This window comes from Corynebacterium sp. HMSC11E11 (genome assembly GCF_001807025.1).
In the GTDB taxonomy this organism is placed as follows: domain Bacteria; phylum Actinomycetota; class Actinomycetes; order Mycobacteriales; family Mycobacteriaceae; genus Corynebacterium; species Corynebacterium freneyi.
On record NZ_KV787113.1, the window covers coordinates 1 to 22,405 of the forward strand.

The following is a 22,405-nucleotide window of genomic DNA, read 5'->3' on the forward strand; positions in this document are numbered from 1 at the left end:
CGCCCCGGCACCTGCGCCGGCCCCCGCCCCGGCACCGGCTCCCGCGGACGACGTCAATCCCGAAGGGGCGCCCGCCCCGGCTGTAGACTGACGCCCGCATGCGACCACGGCACGCCGCCGTGGTCCGTTCATCGAGAAGGCACGAGGCATGATCCGTACCCCTGACGACCGCGGCGATTCCGGGCAATTCCGGGACCGCCGGGATCGTCGTATCCCCGTCGAGTCGGGGACGCGTCCGTCGCCGCGCCGCAACAGGGCGTTGGCGTCGTCCGAACGGATCGACACCTCCGGCACCGAGTTCCAGCGCCGCCGCAGGGCCCTGCAGGTCATCGGCGCGATCATCGTCGCCGTCCTCATCGTCCGCCTCGGCTGGGTGCAGCTCGTCGCCGGGCCCGACCTGGCCGCCCGCGCCCAGAATCAGCGCACCATCGAAATCGTCGACGCCGCCCGCCGCGGTGCCATCGCCGACCGCAACGGCGCATCGCTGGCGTTCACCCTCGAGGCGCGCAGCATCACCGCCCACCCCTCGAGCCTGCGGGCGCACCTCGAAGAGGCCCACGAGCTCTACCCGGACGAATACCCCGAGTACGAGCAGCGACTCCGCGACATCGCCGACGCCCTTCCCGGAATGCTCGACGTCGCCGACCTCGACGCCGACAAGGGCCGCGAGGGTCGCCGTCGTCAAGCAGCGGAAGAGCCGGCGGAAGACGGCATCCGCGAGACCCCCGGGGGCATCAGCTCGCGGGAGATCCTGGACAAGCTTCGCGACGAGGACAGCTCCTACGAGGTGCTCGTGCGCAACGTCGACCCCGACAAGGCCGCCGCCGTCGTCGAACGATTCCCCGAACTCGTCTCCGAGCGTCAGGACATCCGCCAGTACCCCAACGGCGCGGTGGGCGCGAACATCATCGGCAAGATCGGCATGGACGGCGTCGGCCAGTTCGGGTTCGAAGCCTCCCGCGACGCGACGCTGCAGGGCGTCAACGGCGGCCGCACCGTCGACATCGCCGCCAACGGCATCGCCATCCCCGGCTCCACCCGCGACCAGCACCCGCCCATCGACGGCACCGACTACGAGCTGACGATCGACGCGGACATGCAGTACTTCGTGCAGCAGCAGGTGCAGCAGGCAAAGGACAACTCCGGGGCGAAGGAAGCCTCCGCAGTCGTCCTCGACGCGAAGACCGGCGAGATCCTGGCCATGGCGCAGTCCGACACGGCCAACCCGAACCGCGACATCGGCCGCGAGGTCGAGGAAGGCCGCAACATCGGCAACACGCCGGTGTCCAACCCGTTCGAGCCGGGTTCGGTGGCGAAGATCATCACCGCCGCCGGCGCGATCGAGGACGGCGTGACCACCCCGGACGAGGTCCTCACCGTGCCCGGCTCGATCCACATGTCCGGCGTCACCGTCAACGACGCGTGGCAGCACGGCCCCGAGGAATTCACCACGACGGGCATCTTCGGCAAGTCCTCGAACGTCGGCACGCTGATGCTCGCCGAGCGTCTCGGCCCGGACCGCTACGCCGAGCTCATCCACGATTTCGGCCTGGGCCAGTCCACCGGCGTCGAGTTGCCCGGCGAATCCTCCGGCCTGGTGCCCCAGCGCCCGCAGTGGTCCGGCGGCACCTTCGCCAACCTGCCCATCGGCCAGGGCATGGCCATGTCGCTGCTGCAGATGACCGGGATCTACCAGGCCATCGCCAACGACGGCGTGCGCGTCCCGCCGCGGATCATCAAGTCCACCACCGCGCCCGACGGCACCGTCGTCGAGGCCGAGCGACCCGACCCGGTCGAGGTCGTCAGCCCCGAGACGGCGCGCACCGTCCGCGACATGTTCCAGTCGGTGCTGCAGTCCGATCCGACGGGTCTGCAGTCCGGCACGGCAGCCGGCGACGGCATCGAGGGCTACCAGCTCACCGGCAAGACGGGCACCGCCCAGAAGGTCGACCCCGACACCGGCAGGTACTCGAACTCCGCGTACCACATCACTTTCGCGGGCATCGCCCCCGCGGACGACCCGCGGTTCGTCATCGGCATCATGCTCGACGAGCCGGTCCGGGGCGTCCACGGCCAGGGCGGCCAATCCGCGGCGCCGCTGTTCAGCGACATCGCCGCCTGGGCCCTCAACCGCTACAACGTCCCGCCGTCCCCCCGCGAGGAGGGGACCCTGCTGCTGCAACCGTGACCGTCGACCACCACCCGGCGGCCGGACCGACACCGAATCCACCACACAAGGAGCGCACATGACCGTCACACTCGGACACCTCGCCGAACTGATCGGCGGCACGGTGCTGCCGTCCGACGCCGGCATGGACACCGGCGCGGACCTTCCGATCACCGGAGTCGAGCTCAACGCCGCCGAAACCCCGGAGGGCGGGCTGTTCGCGGCCCTGCCCGGCACCCGGGTCCACGGTGCGTCGTACGCCGACCAGTCGCCGGCCGCGGCGATCCTCACGGACGCGGCGGGCTTGGAGATCCTGAGGGACGCGGGCGGTCCGGACCGCCCGGTTCTGCTCGTCGACGACGTCCGCGCGGTGCTTGGCGCGGTGTCGGCGGAGGCGCACGGTCGGCCGTCGGAAAAGCTCACGGTCGTCGGCGTCACCGGCACCTCCGGCAAGACCACCACGACGTACCTGCTCGAGGGCGCCCTGCTGGCGGCCGGCAAGCGCACGGGGCTCATCGGCACCACGGGCACCCGAATCAACGGCCGGTCCGTGCCCAGCCACCTGACGACGCCCGAGGCGCCCGCATTGCAGCGGCTCTTCGAGGAGATGCTTGACGACGGCGTGACCCACGTGGTGATGGAGGTTTCCTCCCATGCGCTGTCGCTGGGGCGCGTCGACGGAGTCGCGTTCGACGTGACGTGCTTCCTCAATCTCTCGCAGGACCACCTCGACTTCCACGACGGGCTCGAGGACTACTTCAACGCCAAGGCGGCGTTGTTCCGCCCCGAGTCCGCGCTGCACGCCCCGCGGGTGGTGTCGTGCGTCGACGACTCCTGGGGCCGCCGTATGGCGGAGATCGCCGAGGCCCCCGGCGTGACGGTGGACACCGTCGCCACCGCCCACGCGCAGGATGCCGTGGTCGCCGACGCCGGATCCCGCGTGGCGCCGCAGGCCACGTGGCGCGCCGGTGACGTCTCGGTCGCCGACAACGGAGTCCAGCACGTGACCTTGACTGGCCCGAATGGTCCCGTCGAACTCGACGTTCCGCTGCCGGGTGCGTTCAACGTCGCCAACGCCGCCGTCGCCTGGGCCGCGCTGGCCGCACTCGGCGTCGACGGCCCCGAAGCGGCCTCGGGCATCGCCCGAGTCGCCGTCCCCGGCCGCATGGAGCGCATCGACGAGGGACAGGACTTCCTCGCCGTCGTCGACTACGCCCACAAGCCCGCCGCCGTCGGCGAAGTGCTGCGCACCCTGCGCGCCCAAACCTCCGGTCGCGTCATCGCGGTCGTCGGAGCCGGCGGCGACCGGGATTCCTCCAAGCGCCCGCTCATGGGCGCCGAGGCCGCCCGCGTCGCCGACGTCGTCATCGTCACCGACGACAACCCGCGCTCCGAGGACCCCGCGACCATCCGCGAGGCCGTCACGGCCGGTGCCGTCGACGCCGCCGACGAGCGCGCCGCCGCAGAGGGAACCGACCCCATCCGAGTCGAGAACATCGGTGACCGCGCCGAGGCCATCGACCTGGCCATCCGTCTCGCCGAGGCGGGCGACGCCGTCGTCATCGCCGGCAAGGGCCACGAAACCGGCCAGGAAATCAACGGCGTCATGCATCACTTCGACGACCGGGAGCAGGTCCGGGAGGCGCTCGCGCGCCGCGACCGAAACACCGCAGGCGGCGCCGCCCAGGAAGGTGAGAACTAGATGATCGAACGCACCGCGGGGGAAATCGCCGACATCGTCGGCGGTGAACTCCACGACGCGGACCCGGCGACCCCCGTTTCCGGTCCCGTCGAATTCGACTCCCGGCGCATCACGCCCGGCTCCGTGTTTCTGGCGCTGCCGGGCGCCCGCGTCGACGGCCACGACTTCGCCGCAGGCGCCGCCGCCGACGGTGCGGCCCTGATCCTGGCCGCCCGGCCGGTCGGCGTGCCGGCGGTCGTCGTCAAGCCCCTGGGGGCGCAGAACTCCAACGCCGAGGCGTTCGCGCACGACCCGGACGGCTCCGGAGCCGCGGTGCTCGAGGCGGTGGGCGCACTGGCCCGCCGCGACGTCGACGAGCTGGCCGCAGACGGCCTGGTCGTCGTCGGCGTGACCGGTTCGGCCGGAAAGACCTCCGTCAAGGACATGATGGCGACGATCCTGCGCACCGACGGCGAGACCGTCGCGCCCAAGGGATCGTTCAACAATGAAATCGGCCACCCGTACACCGTGCTGCGCTGCACCCGCGACACCCGCTACCTGGTCGCCGAAATGAGCGCCCGCGGCATCGGCCACGTCGCGCACCTGGCCCGCATCGCCCCGCCGCGCATCGGCGCCGTGCTCAACGTCGGCACCGCCCACCTCGGCGAGTTCGGCTCCCGCGAAGCGATCGCGCAGGCCAAGGGCGAACTCGTCGAAGCGCTGCCCGCCGCCGCCGACGGGGGAGTCGCCGTGCTCAACGCCGACGACCCGCTGGTCGCCGGCATGGCGCCGCGCACCCGCGCCAAGGTCGTCTCTTTTGGGGTGGACTCGGACGACGCGGACTACCGGGCCACCGACGTCACCGTTGACGACCTCGCCCGCGCATCCTTCACCCTGCACTGCCCGGACGGCTCCGCCCACCCGGTTGCGCTGCGGGTCCACGGCGCCCACCAGGTGCCCAACGCCCTGGCCGCCGCCGCGGTCTGCATCGAGGCCGGCTTGGCCCCGGCCGCCGTCGCCGAGGCCCTGTCCGCCCACGTCGCCGCCTCCGAGCGGCGCATGGAGATGCGGCAGCGCGACGACGGCGTGACCGTCATCAACGACTCGTACAACGCCAACCCCGATTCCATGCGCGCCGGCGTCGACGCCCTCGTGTTGGCCGCCGGCGCCCGCGACGGCGCGACCTCCTGGGCCGTGCTGGGTCAGATGGGCGAACTCGGCGACACCGCCGTCGACGAGCACTCGGCCCTCGCCGGCTACCTCTCCGACCGCGGCGTCGACCGCCTGGTCGCCGTCGGGGAGGGGGCCAACGCGCGTGCCCTCGCGGACGCGGCCGAGGCCATGGGGTTAAATACTGTGCGGGCGTCGGACACCGACGCGGCGGCCGAGGCCGTCGCAAAGGAACTCCGACCCGGTGATGTCGTCCTGATCAAGGCGTCCTACGCCGACGGCCTATGGCGGGTCGCCGACGCTCTGGCACCGGTGACGCAGCAGAATTCGACCGAGAGGCGAGGTAAGTGACTCAACTCATCTACAGCGGGGCCTTCGCGTTCATCGTGTCGGTCTTCCTGACCCCGGTGCTCATCCGCCGCTTTTCCGCGGAGGGCATCGGCCAGGAGATCCGGGAGGAGGGGCCGAAGAGCCACCTCCGCAAGCGCGGCACCCCGACGATGGGCGGCATCGCCATCATCGCCGGCATTCTCGTCGGCTACTTCGGTTCGCATCTGATCGGGTACCTCCAGACGGGTGCCGGGCCGACGGCCTCGGGCCTGCTGGTGCTGTTCCTCACCCTGGCGATGGGCGCGCTCGGTTTCGCCGACGACTTCATCAAGCTGTACAAGGGCCGCAACCTGGGCCTGAACAAGACGGCGAAGCTGCTCGGCCAGCTCGCCGCCTCCCTGCTCTTCGGCGTGCTTCTGCTGCAGTTCCCGGACGCCTCGGGCATCACGCCGGGATCGACGAACCTGTCGTTCGCCCGCGACATCACCACGTGGAACCTCGCCCCGGGCCCGGTGTGGATCGGGATGATCGTGTTCATGGTGTTCGTGTTCATCGTCATCGCGGCGTGGACCAACGCGGTGAACCTCACCGACGGCCTCGACGGTCTGGCGGCGGGCGCGGTGGCGCTGCTGCTGGGCACGTACACGGCCCTCGCGTTCTGGCAGTTCCGCAACTCCTGCGACGTCGCCATCGTCGCCGGTTGCTACGACGTCCGCGATCCGCTGGACGTCGGCATCCTCGCCGCGGCCGGCCTGGGCGGTTGCCTGGGCTTCCTGTGGTGGAACGCGGCGCCGGCGAAGATCTTCATGGGCGACACCGGTTCGCTGGCGTTGGGCGGTCTCATCGCGGGTCTGTCCTTCGTCACCAAGACCGAGCTGCTGATGGTCATCATCGGCTTCATCTTCGTCCTGGAGGTCGCGTCGGTGGCCATTCAGATCGCGGCGTTCCAGACGACGGGCAAGCGCCCGTTCCGCATGGCGCCGATCCACCATCACTTCGAGGCGAAGGGGTGGGCCGAGACGGCCGTCGTCGTCCGCTTCTGGTTGTTGGCGGGCATCTTCAACATGCTCGGGTCCGCGATCTTCTATTCCGACTGGCTGGTGCAATCGGGGGTTCTGCGATGACGGCGGCGGGTGCGGCCACCGACCTCGTGGCATTGGTGCGTTCCGGCCCGGTGTTGGTCACCGGTGCGGGCGTGTCCGGGGAGGGGGCGATCAAGCTTCTGAAGGATCTGGGGTGCCCCGGGATCCGCCTCGTCGACGATTCCGCGGAGCGGGGCCGACCCATGGCCGACTCGCACGGCGTCGATTGGTGCACGTCGGATGCGGCTCGGGGTTTGCTTTCCGACGCCGCCGCGGTGGTCACCTCGCCCGGGTGGCGGCCGGACACGCCGTTGCTCGTCGCCGCAGCCGATGCCGGTGTGCCGGTCGTCGGCGACGTGGCGGTCGCCTTCGCCGGTGATCGAGCCGGCGTGTGGGGGGCGCCCCGCACGTGGCTTGTGGTCACGGGCACCAACGGCAAGACGACGACCACCGCGATGCTGGCCGCCATGCTCGGCGACCGTGGCGCGGCGGTGGGCAACATCGGCGTGGCGCTGCATGATGCGCTCACGGCCGAACGTCGGGTCGACGTCCTCGCCGCCGAATTGTCGAGCTTCCAGCTGCATTGGGCTCCGGGCCTGCGTCCGGACGCCGGTGCGCTGCTCAACCTCGCCGAGGATCACATCGATTGGCACGGGTCCTTCGAGGCTTACGGTGCCGACAAGGCGCGTGCCTTGACCGGTGGGGTCGCCGTCTTCGGTCTCGACGACGACGAGGTCGTCGCGCACGTGCGGGCGCTGGCCGATGCCGGGCAGCTTGCGCCGGCGGCGGTCGGGTTCACCATCGGTGAGCCGGCTGAGGGGCAGATCGGCGTGCGCGACGGGCGCATCATCGACCGCGCCTTCGGCGACCGCGCCACCGACGAACCGCACGAGGGCACCGAACTCGGCGGCGTGGACATCGCGCCGATCGAGGGCATTTCGCCCCCGGGGCCGGCCGGCGTGCTCGATGCGCTGGCGGCCACCGCGCTGGCGCGCTCCATCGGGGTGCGCGCCGTCGACATCGCCGAGGCGTTGGCCGGCTTCACCGTCCGTGCGCACCGCGGCCAGGTCGTCCATTCGGCCGGCGGCGTCGACTGGATCGACGATTCGAAGGCCACAAACCCGCACGCCGCCGACGCCGCCCTGCGCGGCCACGAGTCGGTCGTGTGGGTCGCCGGCGGCCAGCTCAAGGGCGCCGACGTGACGACGCTCATCGCCGATCACGCGCACCGGATGCGTGCGGCGGTCGTTCTCGGCGTCGATGGTCCGGTCATCGCCGGGGCGCTCGCCGCGGCGTCGCCGGGCATGCCGGTGACGGTGATCGGGGAGACCGATCCCGCCTCGGCGATGGAACAGGCCTGCTCCGCCGCAGCAGGTGCCGCGCAGGAGGGCGACGTGGTGCTGCTGGCGCCGGCCGCCGCGAGCCTGGACATGTTCACCGGAATGGCCCAGCGCGGCGATTTCTTCGCCGATGCCGCCCGCGCCGCCACCCGCGAGGGTGACCGTCGATGACCCGCCCCGCCCGCGGCGCGCGATCCGGCCGTCCGGACCGCGGCACGCGATCCGATCGTCGCGACGCCGACGTGCGTCCCGGCCGCCGGGCCGAGGCCGACCGACCTGAGGACGGCGCCGCCGCGGGGTCGGAGACGCGCGCGATGCTGCGCGACTGGATCTCCCGCCCGCTGTTCGACTACCACGTCCTGCTGGCCATCACGGCGCTGCTGACGGGCATCGGCCTGGTCATGGTGCTGTCGTCGTCGATGGCGTCGTCGGGCACGGAGGGCAGCGTCTGGAGCGTCTTCATGAGGCAGGCGGCGATGGTCGCCGTCGGTCTGCTGTTGTTCTGGCTGTCCATGCGCATCCCGGTGGAGGCCATCCGCAAACTCGCGCCGGTGGGTCTCGTCGTCGCGTTCGCGTTGCTGGTGCTCGTGCTCATTCCCGGCATCGGCGTCGGCCTGGAGGAAACCGGCGCGCAGTCGTGGATCTACGTCGGCAACGTGTCCCTGCAGCCGTCGGAGGTGGCGAAGGTCGCGTTGGCGGTGTGGGGGGCGAAGTTCCTGTCGGAGCGCCTGCGCACGGCCACCGAGGTCAAGCAGATTTTCCTGCCCTTCGGCATCGTGTCGGCGCTGGTCCTGGGGCTGGTGTTCTTCCAGCGTGACCTGGGCATGGTCGCGTCGATGGGCTTCGTGGTGCTGGCGCTGCTGTGGTTCGCGGGTCTGCCGCGCTACGTCATCGGCGGCATGGTCGGCGTCGGCGTTGCCGTGGTGGGCATCGCGACGCTGACCACGGGTTTCCGCTCGGCTCGCATTTCGGTGTATTTCAACACCCTGTTCGGTCGTTTCGAGGAGACCCAGGGTCCGGCGTACCAGTCGTACCAGGGCATCATTTCGCTTGCCGACGGTTCCATGACCGGCGTGGGATTGGGGCAGTCGCGCGCCAAGTGGTTCTACTTGCCCGAGGCGAAGAACGACTTCATCTTCGCCATCATCGGCGAGGAGCTGGGCTTCATCGGCGCCGTCATCGTCGTGTTGCTCTACGCCGCGCTGGGCTGGGTGGGCCTGCGGGTCGCCCAGCGGCAGGCGGACCCGTTCCTGCGTTTGATGGCCGGAACGATCACGACGGCGACGGTCGTCCAGGCGTTCATCAACATCGGTTACGTCGTCGGCGTGCTGCCGGTGACGGGTCTGCAGCTGCCGCTGATTTCGGCGGGCGGCACGTCGGCCATCGTGACGTTGCTGTCGATGGGCCTGCTGGCCACGTGCGCGCGCCACGAGCCGGAGTCGGTGTCGGCGATGCAGACGTCGGGGCGTCCGGCGATCGACCGCATCCTGGGCATTCCCGAGCCGCTGCCGTACGACCCGTCGCATCGCGATGAGCGCACCTCGCGCGGCCATCGCGACACCCGCCGGTTCGGCCCTCCGGTCACCGGATCCGACGATGTCGTCGGCGATCGCTTCGAGGCACGCGAGCGGCGTCGTGAAGCAAGCCCGGGATACCGCTCCACCCGCACCGCCGCCGTCGAACGCCCCGAACCGCGCCCGCGTCCGCAGAGCAGGACGGGCCGTCCCGGCGGTTCCGCCCGAGGCGTCGCGGAACGGTACCGTGAATCCGAACGAGGGGATCGCCGTCCCCGCGGCCGCGGCAACCGCCGGCCGGGCGGCCCCGACAGGAGGACCAGGTGAGCGAAGCGACTCCGCAGGAATCGGCCTACGCGGGACCCGGTGGGCGTCCGCTGTCCATCGTCGTCGCCGGCGGTGGCACGGCCGGGCACATCGAACCGGCGCTCGCCGTGGCCGACGCGATCCGCGAGATCGCCCCGGATACCCGCATCACGGCCCTGGGCACCCGACGGGGCCTGGAGACCACCCTCATTCCGGCGCGCGGCTACGACCTGCGGCTGATCCCGCCGGTGCCGGTGCCGCGCAAGCCCACCGGCGACCTGTTCAAGCTTCCCTTCCGCGTGGCCCGGGCGGTGGCGCAGACGCGTGAGGTGCTCGACGACGTCGAGGCCGACGCGGTCATCGGCTTCGGCGGCTATGTGGCGGCGCCGGCGTACCTGGCGTGCCGCCGTGGCCGTCGCATCCCGTTCCTGGTGCACGAGGCCAACGCCCGCGCCGGCATGGCCAACAAGTTGGGCGTCAAGCTCGGCGGCGAGGGACTGGCCGCAGTGTCCGGCTCCGGCATGCCGGGCGACGTCGTGGGCATTCCCGTGCGCCGCGCGCTGTCGACGCTGGACCGCGCCGCGTTGCGAGCCGAGGCCCGCGAGTTCTTCGGTCTGCCCGCCGACGGTCCGGTGTTGTTCGTCACCGGCGGTTCACAGGGGGCGCGCAGCATCAACGAGGCCGCCTCGGGTGCCGCGGACGACTTCGCCGCCAAGGGCATCGCGGTGCTCCACGCCCACGGCAAAAAGAACACCGTGACGCTGCCGGAGGGCCGGGGCGCCGACGCGACCCCGCCGTACGTCGCCGTGCCCTACGTCGACCGGATGGACCTGGCGTATTCGGCGGCGGATCTGATCCTGTGCCGCTCGGGTGCGATGAGCGTCGCCGAGATTTCGGCCGTCGGGTTGCCCGCCGTGTACGTGCCGCTGCCGCACGGCAACGGCGAGCAGGCGCTCAACGCCACGGACATCGTCGACGCCGGCGGTGGCCTGCTCGTCGCCGACGCGTCGCTGACCCCGGCGTCGATTCGCGACCTGGTCATTCCCTTGCTTTCCGACGCCGACCGACTCTCCGAGATGTCCCGTGCGACGGCGGCGTCCGGACATCGCGACGCGGCCGACGCGATCGCCCGCAGGGTGCTCGACGCGGCGGTGCGCGGCAACCGCGGATGACGCCCGCGGTTGGTCGCGACCAGCCGTGAATGGGCTCGAACCGCCGCCGACGGCCGCGAACGGCGATGAGCGGTCGCGGATAACATTGAACAGTTGTAGACGTCCCGGGCCCGACGCCCGGCTGCTTCCACGAGGTGACCACCAGATGAGCGATTCCACCACCACCGGCGCCGCCCCCGCGCCGGGGACCCTGCCGGCCAGCGTGCACATGATCGGCATCGGCGGCGCCGGCATGTCGGGCGTCGCCCGGCTGCTGCTCGCCCGCGGCGTCACCGTGTCCGGTTCGGACATGAAGGACTCCCGCGCGGTGGTGGGCCTGCGCGCAATGGGGGCCACCGTCGCCATCGGGCACGACGCGGCGAACCTCGATGCGTCGGGAAGCCTGCCGGAGGCGGTCGTGGTGTCCTTCGCCGCGATCCCGGAGACCAACCCCGAGCTGGCCCGCGCCCGCGAGTTGGGCATTCCGGTGCTCAAGCGGTCCGATGTCCTGGGCATGCTGCTCGAGGGCAACCGCGCCGTGCTCATCGCCGGCACCCACGGCAAGACGTCGACGACGTCGATGAGCGTCGCCGCGCTGCAGGCCGCGGGCCTCGACCCGTCCTTCGCCGTCGGCGGTTTGATGTCGAAGGCCGGCGTCAACGCCCACCACGGCACCGGCGACGTCTTCGTGGCCGAGGCCGACGAATCCGACGCCTCCCTGCTGACGTACTCGCCGCAGGTGGCGGTGGTGACCAACATCGAGCCGGATCACCTGGACTTCTTCGGCACCGCCGAGAAGTACTACGCGGTGTTCGACGCGTTCGCCGGCCGCATCGTCGACGGCGGTGCGCTGGTGGTCTGCGCCGAGGACGAGCACGCCGCCGCGCTGGGCGAGCGCGCCAAGGCCGCGGGAATCCGCGTCTACGCCTACGGCGGGCCCGAGGCGCTCGAGGCGCACCCGGAGCTGGAGCCGGGCGGCGTCCTCCACGGCTGGACCGCACACGGCGGCGGCGCCCGCGTGGAGGCCACCGTGCTCGGCGATCGAATCACCTTCGAGCTGCGTCAGCCGGGCCGTCACATGGCCCTCAACGCGCTGGCGGCCCTGGTCTCCGGTGCGCTGGTCGACGCCGATCCGGTGCGCATGGCCCGGGGGCTCAGCGAATTCACCGGCGTGCGCCGCCGCTTCGACTACCACGGACGCATCGAGGGCGGGCAGTTCGCGGGCGTCCGCGTCTACGACGACTACGCGCACCATCCCACCGAGGTCCGCGCCGTGCTCGGTGCCGCTCGCGAACTCGTCGACGAGGCCGGCTGCGGCAACGTCGTCGCCGTGTTCCAGCCGCACCTGTACTCGCGGACCAAGGCGTTCGCCGGCGAGTTCGCCGAGGCGCTGTCGCTGGCGGACAAGGTCATCGTCCTCGACGTCTTCGGCGCCCGCGAGGAGCCGGAACCGGGCGTCGACGGCGATCTCATCGCCCGGTCGGTCACCGTCCCGACCATCTTCGAGCCCCACTTCACGTCCACGCCCGCCCGTGTGCGCGAGGTCGCCGGTCCCGACGACGTCATCCTGACCATCGGCGCCGGCAGCGTGACCATGCTCGCCGACGAAATCCTGAGGGAGCTCGGCTGATGCGCGCAGCCGGAGGCGTCAAACGCGGCGGGATCATCGCCCTGGCGCTGGTCGTCGTCGCGGCGGTCGCGTGGGCGGTGCTGTGGTTCACCCCGGTGGCCACGGTGAAGGAGATCCGCGTGGAGGGCGTCGTCAACGGAGACGCCGCCGCGATCTCCGAGTCCACCGGCATCGTCGTCGGCGAGAAACTGGCCCGCGTGGACACCGATGCGGCCGCGCGCGCCGTGGCCGCCGAACCATGGGTGGAAAAGGTCACCGTCGGCCGTTCGTGGCCGTCGGCGGTCACCGTCGACGTGCAGGAACACGCGGCGGTGATCCACATGCGGGCCACCGACGGCGAACACCTCTTCAACGGGGAAGGAGTGGAATTCCTCGTAGCCCCGCCGCCGCCGGGAAGCGTGGAGGTCGTCCGCGTGCCGCGGGTGGAAAATCCCGAGCCGGGCAAGCTCGATCCGGATCCGGACATCGTGCGTGCGGTCCTGGACGTGCTCGACGTGCTGCCCGAGCGGGTGCGCGGGGAGGTCGCCCGCGTGGATGCGCCGGGGCAGACGGACATTTCCCTGATCCTGCACGACGGTCGGGAGATCTACTTCGGTTCGTCCGACCGGGCCCGGGAGAAGGGCCGCGCCGCCGAGATCGTCATCGATCGGGAGGGCCAGCGCTGGAACGTCTCCAACCCCGCCGAGCCGACGCTGCGCAACTGATTTTCCCCACCGGCGATTCCATCCGGGACGACGGCATGGCCGTGTGGCGGATGGTGCCAATGGGGGAGTCGGGCCCCAACTTAGCCCTCAACCTTTACTTGAGGGTGCCGACACGCCGGGTCCGCGATGGCGGCCCAACGCCATTTCATGAACGATGATGGGGCGGACAACAAAGCCGGGAACGCAACAAAGGAAGGGCGAGCAGAGCCACATGACCTCCCCGAACAACTACCTCGCCGTGATCAAGGTCGTCGGAGTCGGCGGCGGCGGCGTCAACGCCGTCAACCGCATGATCGAGGAGGGGCTGAAGGGCGTCGAATTCATCGCCGTCAACACGGACTCCCAGGCCCTGATGTTCACCGACGCCGACGTGAAGCTGGACATCGGACGCGAGGCCACCCGCGGCCTGGGCGCCGGTGCGAACCCGGAGGTCGGCCGCACCTCCGCCGAGGACCACAAGGACGAGATCGAGGAGACCCTCAAGGGCGCCGACATGGTCTTCGTCACCGCCGGCGAAGGCGGCGGCACCGGCACCGGTGCGGCCCCGGTCGTCGCATCGATCGCGAAGAAGGCCGGCGCGCTGACCGTCGGCGTCGTCACCAAGCCGTTCTCCTTCGAGGGCAAGCGCCGCACGAAGCAGGCGATGGAGGGCATCGAGCAGCTCAAGGAAGCCTGCGACACGCTCATCGTCATCCCCAACGACCGTCTGCTGCAGATCGGCGAAGAGAACATCGGCATGATGGAGGCCTTCCGCGCCGCCGACGAAGTCCTCTTCAACGGCGTGCAGGGCATCACCGACCTGATCACCACCCCGGGCATGATCAACGTCGACTTCGCCGACGTGCGTTCCGTCATGGCTTCGGCGGGCTCCGCGCTGATGGGCATTGGCTCGGCCCGCGGCGAGAACCGCGCGCAGAAGGCGGCGGAGATGGCCATCAACTCTCCGCTGCTGGAGACCACGATGGAGGGCGCGACGGGCGTGCTGCTGTCCTTCGCCGGCGGTTCCGACATCGGCCTGATGGAGGTCAACCAGGCGGCGACGCTGGTCGAGGAGCAGGCCGACGACGACGCGAACATCATCTTCGGCACGATCATCGACGACAATCTGGGCGACGAGGTCCGCGTGACCGTCATCGCCACCGGTTTCGAGGACCGCGCCCGCAAGGCCACGGTCGCCCCGTCGCAGCCGAAGCCGGAGGCCGAGGAGCGCCCGTCGTCCCTGCCGGGCGGCGACAACCTGGGTGGCGGCGAGCCGGTCCGCGAGCCCGTCCGTGAGCCGGTCGCCCGCGACGAGGTCCGCGATGACCGTCGCGACGAACGCCGCGACGACCGCGACACCGGGTTCACCCCGCGGTCCCGCGTTTCCGGCGGCCTGTTCACCGATGGTTCGCGTCGCGACACCTACCGGGGCGGGCAGCACCGCGACGACCGCCGCGATGACCGTCGCGACGATCGCGCCCCCAAGGACGACGGCCTCGACCTGCCCGGCTGGGCGTAGGGGCTTGGGCCGATGACCGACACCTCCCCGCAGGGGAGCGGAACCCGCCGCGTGCGCAAGGTGCTCACCACCCGCCGCGGCGGGTTTTCCGCGTCCCCGTACGATTCCTTCAATTTGGGCGATCACGTCGGCGATGATCCGGCCGCCGTCGCCGCCAATCGTCGCCGCCTCGCCGAGGGCATGGGGCTGGACCCGGCCCGTTTCGTGTGGATGGAGCAGATCCACTCCAACACGGTCACCGTCGTCGACGGGCCCCGCGATGAGCCGGTGCCCGCCACGGATGCGATCGTCACCACGGTGCCGGACCTGGCGTTGGTCGTCCTCGTCGCCGACTGCGTGCCGGTGTTGCTTTCCGACGACGACGCGGGAGTCATCGCCGCCGTCCACGCCGGACGCATCGGGGCGCGCAACGGGATCGTCGCAAAGGCCGTGGCGGCCATGGTCGAACTCGGGGCGACCCCCGCGAACATCCACGCGTTGTTGGGCGCCGCTGCCGGCGGCGAAAACTACGAAGTGCCCGAAGCGATGGCGGCGGACGTCGAAAAGCATCTGCCGGGATCCCGGACCACGACGACGAAGGGCACCCCGGGCCTCGACGTGCGCGCCGGTCTGATGCGGCAACTGCATGGGCTGGGCGTGACCAACATCAACGCCGAGCCGCGGTGCACGATCTCCGAAACCGACTACTTCTCCTACCGGCGGGAGGGCACGACCGGGCGCCAGGCCGGCGTCGTCGTCCTCGTCGGCGAGGCCTGACGGACGCGGCGGAAAAAGTCCCGGCGCATCACCTCGGCCGGGCGTGTCTGCCCTGTCGGCCACGCCCGCCCGGGTACGTTTGTGAGCAGCACCGCACCACCGACCACGACATGCAAAGGATGAACATGTCCAACTTCTCCAGGAAGTTCTCCGACTTCTTCGGCCTGACCCCGGCCCAGGGCGACGTCGACTTCGACGACCGCTTCGAGCGCGATTCCTACGAGGACGACTACCGCTCGTCCGGCCGCTACGGCCGCGATTACGACGACTACCGCGACTCCGATCGCGACTACCCGTCCCGCGGCGCCGGCGTGCGCGACTACGATCCGCAGGACCGCTCCGACCACGACCTGGACCGCGACGACGCCTACGCCCGTCCGCACCTGCGTCCGCTGGACCGTCCCGTCACCCCGACGGTGCGTCACATCACCCCGAAGACCGACTTCCTGGACAAGTACTCCGAGGCCAAGGACATCGGCGAGGCCTTCCGCGACGGCGACATCGTCGTGTTCGACCTGGTCGACCTCGAGCCGGCCGAGCGCAAGCGCTACCTGGACTTCGTCGCCGGCCTGGCGTTCGCCCTGCGCGGCGTCATCGAGGCCGACGGCACCCGGTTCACGCTGCTGCCCGGGGGCGTCACGCTCTCCGATGCCGAGCGTGACCGACTGTCCGTCTAAGCTTCAGACGTGCAGATTTTCCTCGGCGTACTTCTGATCGCGGTCCAGCTGTTCACCTACCTGCTGCTGGCGCGGATCGTCATCGAGATGATCCAGTCGTTTTCGCGCGCGTGGCAGCCGGGTCGGGCGTTTTCCGTCGTCGGCGAGGTGATCTTCACCATCACCGACCCGCCCGTGAAGGCGCTGCGGAAGGCCATTCCGCCCATGCCGATGGGCGGCGTGCAGCTGGACATGTCCGTGCTGGTGCTCTTCTTCATCCTGATGATCATTCGCATGGTGCTGCAGGGCGTCGCATTCTGACGCCCGCCGGCCGGCGGTCCACCACATGGTGGGCCGCCGGTTTTCTTTGTCCCGGCCCGGTCGGGGGTGGGGTTTTCGCCCCGCATCCGACCCGCCGCCGCATATTCGGGGACGGTCGCGGGCCGGGGCGCCCGGGGGCGGCGATTGCGGTCATGTGCTCAAAGTCCCAGGTTGAGCGGGAGGTTTAGGGTTTGGGGCGGGTGTTAACCAACCGAACCCGGGTGCATCGAGGGGTTTTCGTGGTGCGCTGGACGTGTGTTGCAGGTGTGATGCCGGTAGTATGGTCCGGGAAGAAACAAGTATCGTCGTTTTTGGATCGCGTTTTCCCGCCCGGAACCCGGGCGAGAGTCCGGTTCCGACGTGCGGGTTCCCGGCCAACGATGGCGGGTGCGTCCCGTGAAAATACAGCGTCCACGAATTTTGAAGGGGAACTCTCCATGCCGCTGACTCCAGCTGATGTGCACAACGTCGCGTTCAGCAAGCCGCCGATTGGCAAGCGCGGCTACAACGAGGACGAGGTCGACCAGTTCCTCGATCTCGTCGAGGACGCGCTGGGCGAGCTGCAGGACGAAAACGCCGACCTGCGCCTGCGCGTCGAGGATCTGGAGCGCGACCTCGAGGACGCCCGCTCCGGTGCGGCCGCCCCCGCCGCGGTCCCGGCTCCCGAGGTCGACGAGACCGCGCTGCGCGCCTCCATCGAGGCCGAGCTCCGCGCCGAGTACGACCGCCGCCTGGAGGAGGAGTCCGCCCGCCTGCGCGCCGAGGCCGAGGACCGCGTCCGCGAGGCCGAGGATCGCGCCGCCGAGGCCGAGTCCCGCGCCGAGGCCGCCGGTTCCGCCGGTTCCGCCGACGCCGGCACCCAGCAGCAGGGCTTCGTGTCCGCCCCGGCCGCCGCCGACGAGCCCGCCACGGCCGACACCCACATGCAGGCCGCCCGCGTCCTGGGCCTGGCCCAGGAGATGGCCGACCGCCTCACCTCGGACGCCAAGCGCGAGTCCGACGAGATGCTGTCGATCGCCCGCACCAACTCCGAGAGCACCATCGCCGACGCCGACGCCCGCGCCGAGGAGACGCTGTCCTCCGCCCGCCGCGAGGCCGACGAGACCCTGGCCGACGCCCGCCGCCGCTCCGAGCAGATGATCTCCGAGGCGCAGACGGAGTCCGAGACCACCCTCAACGACGCCCGCCAGCGTTCCGAGCAGATGATCTCCGACGCCGACGCCCGCTCCTCGGCGACCATCAGCACCGCCCAGGAGAAGGCCGCCGAGCTGCAGGCCGATGCCGAGCGCAAGCACACCGAGATCATGACCACCGTCAACGAGCAGCGCGAGGCCCTCGAGGCCCGGATCGAGGAGCTGCACATCTTCGAGCGCGAGTACCGCACCCGCCTGAAGACCTTCCTCGAGTCCCAGCTGGAGGACCTCAACTCCCGCGAGTCCGCCGCCCCGGCCGACGGCTACAACAACTAGCCGCAACAACCGACCGGGCCGAAAGGCTCCGTGCGCGGGTCGTCGTAAAGCGACCCCGCACGCAGGCGCCCGCCCCGTTCCCGCATCGCGCGGGACACGGGGCGGGCGCTTCGCCGTTGCGTGCCGGCCCGTCTATACTTGTGGCTCGTATGCGCGATGATCCGGCAATCACCGGGGAGCGTTCCGGAAGAACGGCGCCGACCGCGCCCCGCAGTCACCAGCGGCGGGGCAGGGGACGCGCCCAGTAGAACCGGACGGGTCGGGCCCGCACAGCCCGGACGATGAGCGGGCCGCGCTCCTCCCGACGAAGGGGGAAACCGGTCAAGCGGGGTGGTACCGCGCCGGCAGGCGTCCCCGTGGCACTTTTCACCCGGCCCAGGCCGGGGACCAGCGACCATGGAGGACCAACGTGAACAAGCCCACCCCCGCAGGCGGCGCCTATCCCCGCACCGACCAGTTCGGTGACGTCTCCGGCAGCCCCAGCTTCCCGGCCCTCGAGGACCGCGTCCTCGACTTCTGGGCGTCCGACGACACGTTCCGCGCGTCGATCGACGAGCGCGACGGCGCCGAGGAGTACGTGTTCTACGACGGCCCGCCGTTCGCCAACGGCCTGCCGCACTACGGCCACCTGCTGACGGGCTACGTCAAGGACATCGTCCCGCGCTACCAGACCATGCGCGGCAAGCAGGTCAACCGCGTCTTCGGCTGGGACTGCCATGGCCTGCCCGCCGAGCTGGAGGCCGAAAAGCAGCTCGGCATCACAGACAAGGGCCAGATCGAGGACATGGGCCTGGCCAAGTTCAACGAGTACTGCGCCTCCTCCGTGCTGGAGTACACCAACGAATGGCAGGAGTACGTCACCCGCCAGGCACGCTGGGTCGACTTCGAAAACGGCTACAAGACCATGGACCCCGGGTTCATGGAGTCTGTGATGTGGGCGTTCAAGGAGCTCTACGACAAGGGCCTGATCTACCGGGGGTTCCGCGTCCTGCCGTACTCGTGGGCCGAGCACACCTCGCTGTCGAACCACGAGACCCGCCTGGACGACTCGTACAAGATGCGCCAGGACCCGACGCTGACGGTGACGTTCCCGATCACCGGCGCGGTGGCCGGGTCGGCGGGCGAGTCGACGCTGGCGGAGCATCCGGAGCTTGCCGACGCCGCCGCCCTGGCGTGGACGACCACCCCGTGGACCCTGCCGTCCAACCTGGCGCTGGCCGTGCACCCCGACGTCGAGTACTCGCTGGTCCGCGTCGGGGAGAAGGGGCTGGCCGAGTTCGTCGGCCGCACCTTCCTGCTGGCGTCCAACCTGGTCGGGTCCTTCGCCAAGGAGCTGGGCAAGGACCGCGAGGTCGTGGCCACCTACACCGGTGCGCAGCTGGAGGGCCTGACCTACCAGCCGATCTTCGACTTCTTCGCCGACCAGCCCAACGCCTTCCAGATCCTCGTGGCCGACTACGTCACCACCGAAGACGGCACCGGCATCGTCCACCAGGCCCCGGCCTTCGGTGAGGACGACATGATCACCTGCCAGCGCTACGGCATCGAGCTGGTCATCCCGGTGGACATGGACGGCAAGTTCACGTCCCTGACCCCGCCGTACCAGGGCCAGCTGGTCTTCGACGCCAACAAGGACATCATCCGCGACCTGAAGTCGGCGGTCCGCGTGGTGCGCCACCAGACCATCGAGCACTCCTACCCGCACTCGTGGCGTTCGGGCGAGCCGCTGATCTACATGGCGCTGCCGTCGTGGTTCGTGGCCGTGACCAAGTTCCGCGACCGCATGGTCGAGCTCAACCGCGAGCAGATCGAGTGGATGCCGGAGCACATGCGCGACGGCCAGTTCGGCAAGTGGCTCGAGGGCGCCCGCGACTGGAACATCTCGCGTTCGCGCTACTGGGGTTCGCCGATCCCGGTGTGGGTGTCCGACGACGACGCGTACCCGCGCGTCGACGTGTACGGCTCCCTGGAGGAGCTGGAGCGTGACTTCGGTCGCCGCCCCAAGTCGCTGCACCGCCCGGACATCGACGAGCTGGTCCGCCCGAACCCGGATGACCCGACGGGCAAGTCGATGATGCGCCGCGTGCCGGAGGTCCTGGATTGCTGGTTCGAGTCCGGCTCCATGCCGTTCGCGCAGAAGCATTACCCGTTCGAGAACAAGGAGTGGTTCGACACCCACTCGCCGGCGGACTTCATCGTCGAGTACTCGGGCCAGACCCGAGGCTGGTTCTACACGCTGCACGTGCTGTCGACGGCGCTGTTCGATCGCCCGGCGTTCAAGAAGGTCGTCGCCCACGGCATCGTGCTGGGCAACGACGGCCTGAAGATGTCGAAGTCGAAGGGCAACTACCCGAACGTCAACGAGGTCTTCCAGCGCGACGGTTCCGACGCGATGCGCTGGTTCCTGATGTCCTCGCCGATCCTGCGCGGCGGCAACCTGATCGTCACCGAGCAGGGCATTCGCGAGGGCGTGCGCCAGGCGTTGCTGCCGATGTGGAACGCCTACTCCTTCCTGCAGCTCTACGCCTCCAAGCCGGCGCAGCGGGCGACGGATTCGGACAACGTGCTGGACCGGTACATCCTGGCCAAGTTGGCGGCGACGGTGAAGGCGACGACGGCCAAGCTGGACGACACGGACATCGCCGGGGCGACCGACGAGATCCGTTGGTTCTGCGATGCCCTGACCAACTGGTACGTGCGCCGTTCCCGCGATCGTTTCTGGGCGGGCGACGAGGAGCACCCGGAGGCCTTCAACACCCTGTACACCGTGCTGGAGACCCTGACGCGCCTGGCGGCGCCGATGCTGCCGATGGCGTCGGAGGTCATCTGGAAGTCCCTGACCGGCGGCCGTTCGGTGCACCTCGAGCCGTGGCCCACCGCAGACGAGCTTTCCGACGACGCGGCGCTCGTTGCAGCGATGGATGACGTTCGTGCGGTGTGTTCGGCGTCCTCGCGGGTGCGCAAGGCGCATCAGCTGCGCAACCGTCTGCCCCTGCCGAAGCTGACGGTGGCCATCCCGGACGCGAGTGCGCTGGAGCCGTTCAAGGACATCATCCGCGACGAGGTCAACGTCGACGACGTGGTGCTGACCGAGGACGTCGCCTCCGTCGGCCGCTTCGAGGTCGCGGTGAACGCCCGGGCGGCGGGCCCGCGCCTGGGCAAGGACGTGCAGACGGTGATCAAGGCCGTGAAGTCCGGCGATTACGAGGTCGTCGACGGCGTGGTCGTCGCCGGCGGCATCGCGCTGGAGGACGGCGAGTACACCCGCCGTCTGGTCGCCGACGACGCCGAGTCCACCGCCGAGGTCGACGGCGTCGACGGCCTGGTCGTCCTGGACATGACGGTCACGGAGGAACTGGAGTCGCGCGGCTGGGCGGCCGACCGCATCCGCGGCCTGCAGGACGCCCGCAAGGCCGCCGGCCTGGAGATCACCGACCGCATCACGGTGACGGTGAACGTCCCGGCCGAGCGCGCCGAGTGGGCCGAGCGCCACAAGGACCTCATCGCCGCGGAGGTGCTGGCGACGTCGTTCGAGGTCGTCGTCGACGGTGACGCCCTGACCCACGACCTTGGCGACGGCTGCACCGCCGACGTCGTCAAGGCCTAGCCGACGGCGCGGATCGGGGAGCATCCACAGCCCCCGATCGATCGACAGTTCCACCTTCGGCCCCCGCCTCCCGAGCAGCGCTCGGCGGGCGGGGGCCGTAACGTTTCCGGCGACGGGCACCGGATGGGCCGGGCCCGCAAATGACGAGGGGGAATCGGGGATGAAGGACGAATCGGCGATGAACGACGCGGCGTGGGAGGAGTTCGTCGGCCCGGGACCGGAGGAGCTGGAGTACCTGGGCACGGTCGATGCCGTGGCGCGGTTGCTGGAGGAGGAGTTCGGGCCGGGCAAGACGTGGCCGTGGACGTGGGCGCGCCGGGCGGACATCGCCGAATGCATCATCGACGCGGTGTTTTCCGTGCGGGCGCGCAACGCCGACGTGGATCGGATCGTCGACCGGTGGCGGCACTGGCAGATGGAGGAGGGCATCGCGGCGGTCACGGCGTGGGATCTGGCCGTGGCGCTGCGCAACCTGCCGGGGCTGAAGGGCACCGGGCCCATCCGCGGGCCGGAGGAGGAGCCCGCCGCGCGTCGCCCGGTGTTCCCGCGCAACCGCATTGCGGGGCGGCTGAAGACGACGATCGCCGAGGAAGCGGCCACGGTGCTCGACGACGCGGGCATCGTGGGCCTGGAGAGCTTCCGCCGACGCCTGCGCATCAGCCCGATGGCCCTGCGCAACGAATGGACGAGCGTGCACGGATTGGGGGAGACGTCGTTTTGCCACATGCGCCTGCTCGCCGGCTCCGATGCGTTGGATCCGGGAGTGCGGGTGCTGCGGTACCTGGGAATGGGCAGGGCGGTGCCGGTGTCGTGGGCCAAGGACGTCATCGTCGGTGTCGCGGATGCGATGGATGTGCCGCCGGTGGCGGTCGAGTACGCGCTGTCGCTGGTGGCCGCACGCTCCCACGTGCGGTCGGCGAAAAAGGACGCGGATGCGGTGCGGGGAGGGCGACGGGACCTCGACGTCGCGTGATGCGTCGGACGGAGCCCGCGCAGGACCGGTCGATGCGCGGCGCCTATGCT

General features: G+C 70.4%; 16 protein-coding genes. All 16 read left to right on the top strand.

Annotated features, from left to right (window positions below):
* The first annotated feature begins 148 nt into the window (after window positions 1–148).
* Complete coding sequence (locus tag HMPREF3121_RS01865; RefSeq protein WP_083291164.1) at window positions 149–2,188, top strand: peptidoglycan D,D-transpeptidase FtsI family protein; 2,040 nt, start codon at window positions 149–151, stop codon at window positions 2,186–2,188.
* 58 nt (window positions 2,189–2,246) lie between these two features.
* Window positions 2,247–3,869: a UDP-N-acetylmuramoyl-L-alanyl-D-glutamate--2,6-diaminopimelate ligase gene (locus tag HMPREF3121_RS01870; protein ID WP_070519412.1), complete on the top strand. Its 1,623-nt coding sequence runs from the start codon at window positions 2,247–2,249 to the stop codon at window positions 3,867–3,869.
* Complete coding sequence (murF, locus tag HMPREF3121_RS01875; RefSeq protein WP_070519413.1) at window positions 3,870–5,369, top strand: UDP-N-acetylmuramoyl-tripeptide--D-alanyl-D-alanine ligase; 1,500 nt, start codon at window positions 3,870–3,872, stop codon at window positions 5,367–5,369. It begins immediately after the preceding gene.
* Window positions 5,366–6,472: a phospho-N-acetylmuramoyl-pentapeptide-transferase gene (mraY, locus tag HMPREF3121_RS01880; RefSeq protein WP_070519414.1), complete on the top strand. Its 1,107-nt coding sequence runs from the start codon at window positions 5,366–5,368 to the stop codon at window positions 6,470–6,472. The genes murF and mraY overlap by 4 nt, the downstream gene beginning before the upstream one ends.
* Complete coding sequence (gene murD, locus HMPREF3121_RS01885) at window positions 6,469–7,941, top strand: UDP-N-acetylmuramoyl-L-alanine--D-glutamate ligase (RefSeq protein ID WP_070519415.1); 1,473 nt, start codon at window positions 6,469–6,471, stop codon at window positions 7,939–7,941. The genes mraY and murD overlap by 4 nt, the downstream gene beginning before the upstream one ends.
* Window positions 7,938–9,611, top strand: a complete 1,674-nt coding sequence (gene ftsW / locus HMPREF3121_RS01890; protein ID WP_070519416.1) for a putative lipid II flippase FtsW — start codon at window positions 7,938–7,940, stop codon at window positions 9,609–9,611. Before murD ends, ftsW begins: the two co-directional genes overlap by 4 nt.
* Window positions 9,608–10,762, top strand: coding sequence for an undecaprenyldiphospho-muramoylpentapeptide beta-N-acetylglucosaminyltransferase (gene murG, locus HMPREF3121_RS01895; protein WP_246816033.1), 1,155 nt, complete (start codon window positions 9,608–9,610; stop codon window positions 10,760–10,762). Before ftsW ends, murG begins: the two co-directional genes overlap by 4 nt.
* 145 nt (window positions 10,763–10,907) lie before the next feature.
* Window positions 10,908–12,371 (top strand): UDP-N-acetylmuramate--L-alanine ligase, encoded by a 1,464-nt coding sequence (gene murC / locus HMPREF3121_RS01900; RefSeq protein WP_070519417.1) that lies wholly within the window; start codon window positions 10,908–10,910, stop codon window positions 12,369–12,371.
* On the top strand, window positions 12,371–13,075 hold the full coding sequence (locus HMPREF3121_RS01905; protein WP_070519418.1) for a cell division protein FtsQ/DivIB: 705 nt from the start codon (window positions 12,371–12,373) through the stop codon (window positions 13,073–13,075). Before murC ends, HMPREF3121_RS01905 begins: the two co-directional genes overlap by 1 nt.
* 211 nt (window positions 13,076–13,286) lie before the next feature.
* A complete protein-coding gene (gene ftsZ / locus HMPREF3121_RS01910; protein ID WP_070519419.1) occupies window positions 13,287–14,573 on the top strand; it encodes a cell division protein FtsZ in 1,287 nt (428 codons plus the stop codon).
* A gap of 12 nt (window positions 14,574–14,585) precedes the next feature.
* Complete coding sequence (gene pgeF / locus HMPREF3121_RS01915) at window positions 14,586–15,329, top strand: peptidoglycan editing factor PgeF (protein WP_070519420.1); 744 nt, start codon at window positions 14,586–14,588, stop codon at window positions 15,327–15,329.
* Window positions 15,330–15,454: 125 nt separating this feature from the next.
* Entirely contained in the window at window positions 15,455–16,006 is a 552-nt protein-coding gene (gene sepF, locus HMPREF3121_RS01920) for a cell division protein SepF (RefSeq protein ID WP_070519444.1), read from the top strand.
* Window positions 16,007–16,015: 9 nt separating this feature from the next.
* On the top strand, window positions 16,016–16,306 hold the full coding sequence (locus HMPREF3121_RS01925; RefSeq protein WP_070519421.1) for a YggT family protein: 291 nt from the start codon (window positions 16,016–16,018) through the stop codon (window positions 16,304–16,306).
* A 437-nt stretch (window positions 16,307–16,743) separates the two neighbouring features.
* On the top strand, window positions 16,744–17,775 hold the full coding sequence (locus HMPREF3121_RS01930) for a DivIVA domain-containing protein (protein ID WP_070519422.1): 1,032 nt from the start codon (window positions 16,744–16,746) through the stop codon (window positions 17,773–17,775).
* A gap of 409 nt (window positions 17,776–18,184) precedes the next feature.
* Complete coding sequence (ileS, locus tag HMPREF3121_RS01935; RefSeq protein ID WP_070519423.1) at window positions 18,185–21,382, top strand: isoleucine--tRNA ligase; 3,198 nt, start codon at window positions 18,185–18,187, stop codon at window positions 21,380–21,382.
* A 160-nt stretch (window positions 21,383–21,542) separates the two neighbouring features.
* Entirely contained in the window at window positions 21,543–22,355 is an 813-nt protein-coding gene (locus tag HMPREF3121_RS01940; protein ID WP_070519424.1) for a hypothetical protein, read from the top strand.
* The last annotated feature ends 50 nt before the right edge of the window (window positions 22,356–22,405 follow it).

Coding starts and splice junctions, on each gene's coding strand:
- murF (WP_070519413.1), top strand. CDS start 3,870: ATGATCGAACGCACCGCGGGGGAAATCGCCGACATCGTCGGCGGTGAA.
- sepF (WP_070519444.1), top strand. CDS start 15,455: ATGTCCAACTTCTCCAGGAAGTTCTCCGACTTCTTCGGCCTGACCCCG.
- HMPREF3121_RS01870 (WP_070519412.1), top strand. CDS start 2,247: ATGACCGTCACACTCGGACACCTCGCCGAACTGATCGGCGGCACGGTG.
- HMPREF3121_RS01930 (WP_070519422.1), top strand. CDS start 16,744: ATGCCGCTGACTCCAGCTGATGTGCACAACGTCGCGTTCAGCAAGCCG.
- murD (WP_070519415.1), top strand. CDS start 6,469: ATGACGGCGGCGGGTGCGGCCACCGACCTCGTGGCATTGGTGCGTTCC.
- HMPREF3121_RS01905 (WP_070519418.1), top strand. CDS start 12,371: ATGCGCGCAGCCGGAGGCGTCAAACGCGGCGGGATCATCGCCCTGGCG.
- pgeF (WP_070519420.1), top strand. CDS start 14,586: ATGACCGACACCTCCCCGCAGGGGAGCGGAACCCGCCGCGTGCGCAAG.
- HMPREF3121_RS01940 (WP_070519424.1), top strand. CDS start 21,543: ATGAAGGACGAATCGGCGATGAACGACGCGGCGTGGGAGGAGTTCGTC.
- ftsW (WP_070519416.1), top strand. CDS start 7,938: ATGACCCGCCCCGCCCGCGGCGCGCGATCCGGCCGTCCGGACCGCGGC.
- HMPREF3121_RS01865 (WP_083291164.1), top strand. CDS start 149: ATGATCCGTACCCCTGACGACCGCGGCGATTCCGGGCAATTCCGGGAC.
- ftsZ (WP_070519419.1), top strand. CDS start 13,287: ATGACCTCCCCGAACAACTACCTCGCCGTGATCAAGGTCGTCGGAGTC.
- murC (WP_070519417.1), top strand. CDS start 10,908: ATGAGCGATTCCACCACCACCGGCGCCGCCCCCGCGCCGGGGACCCTG.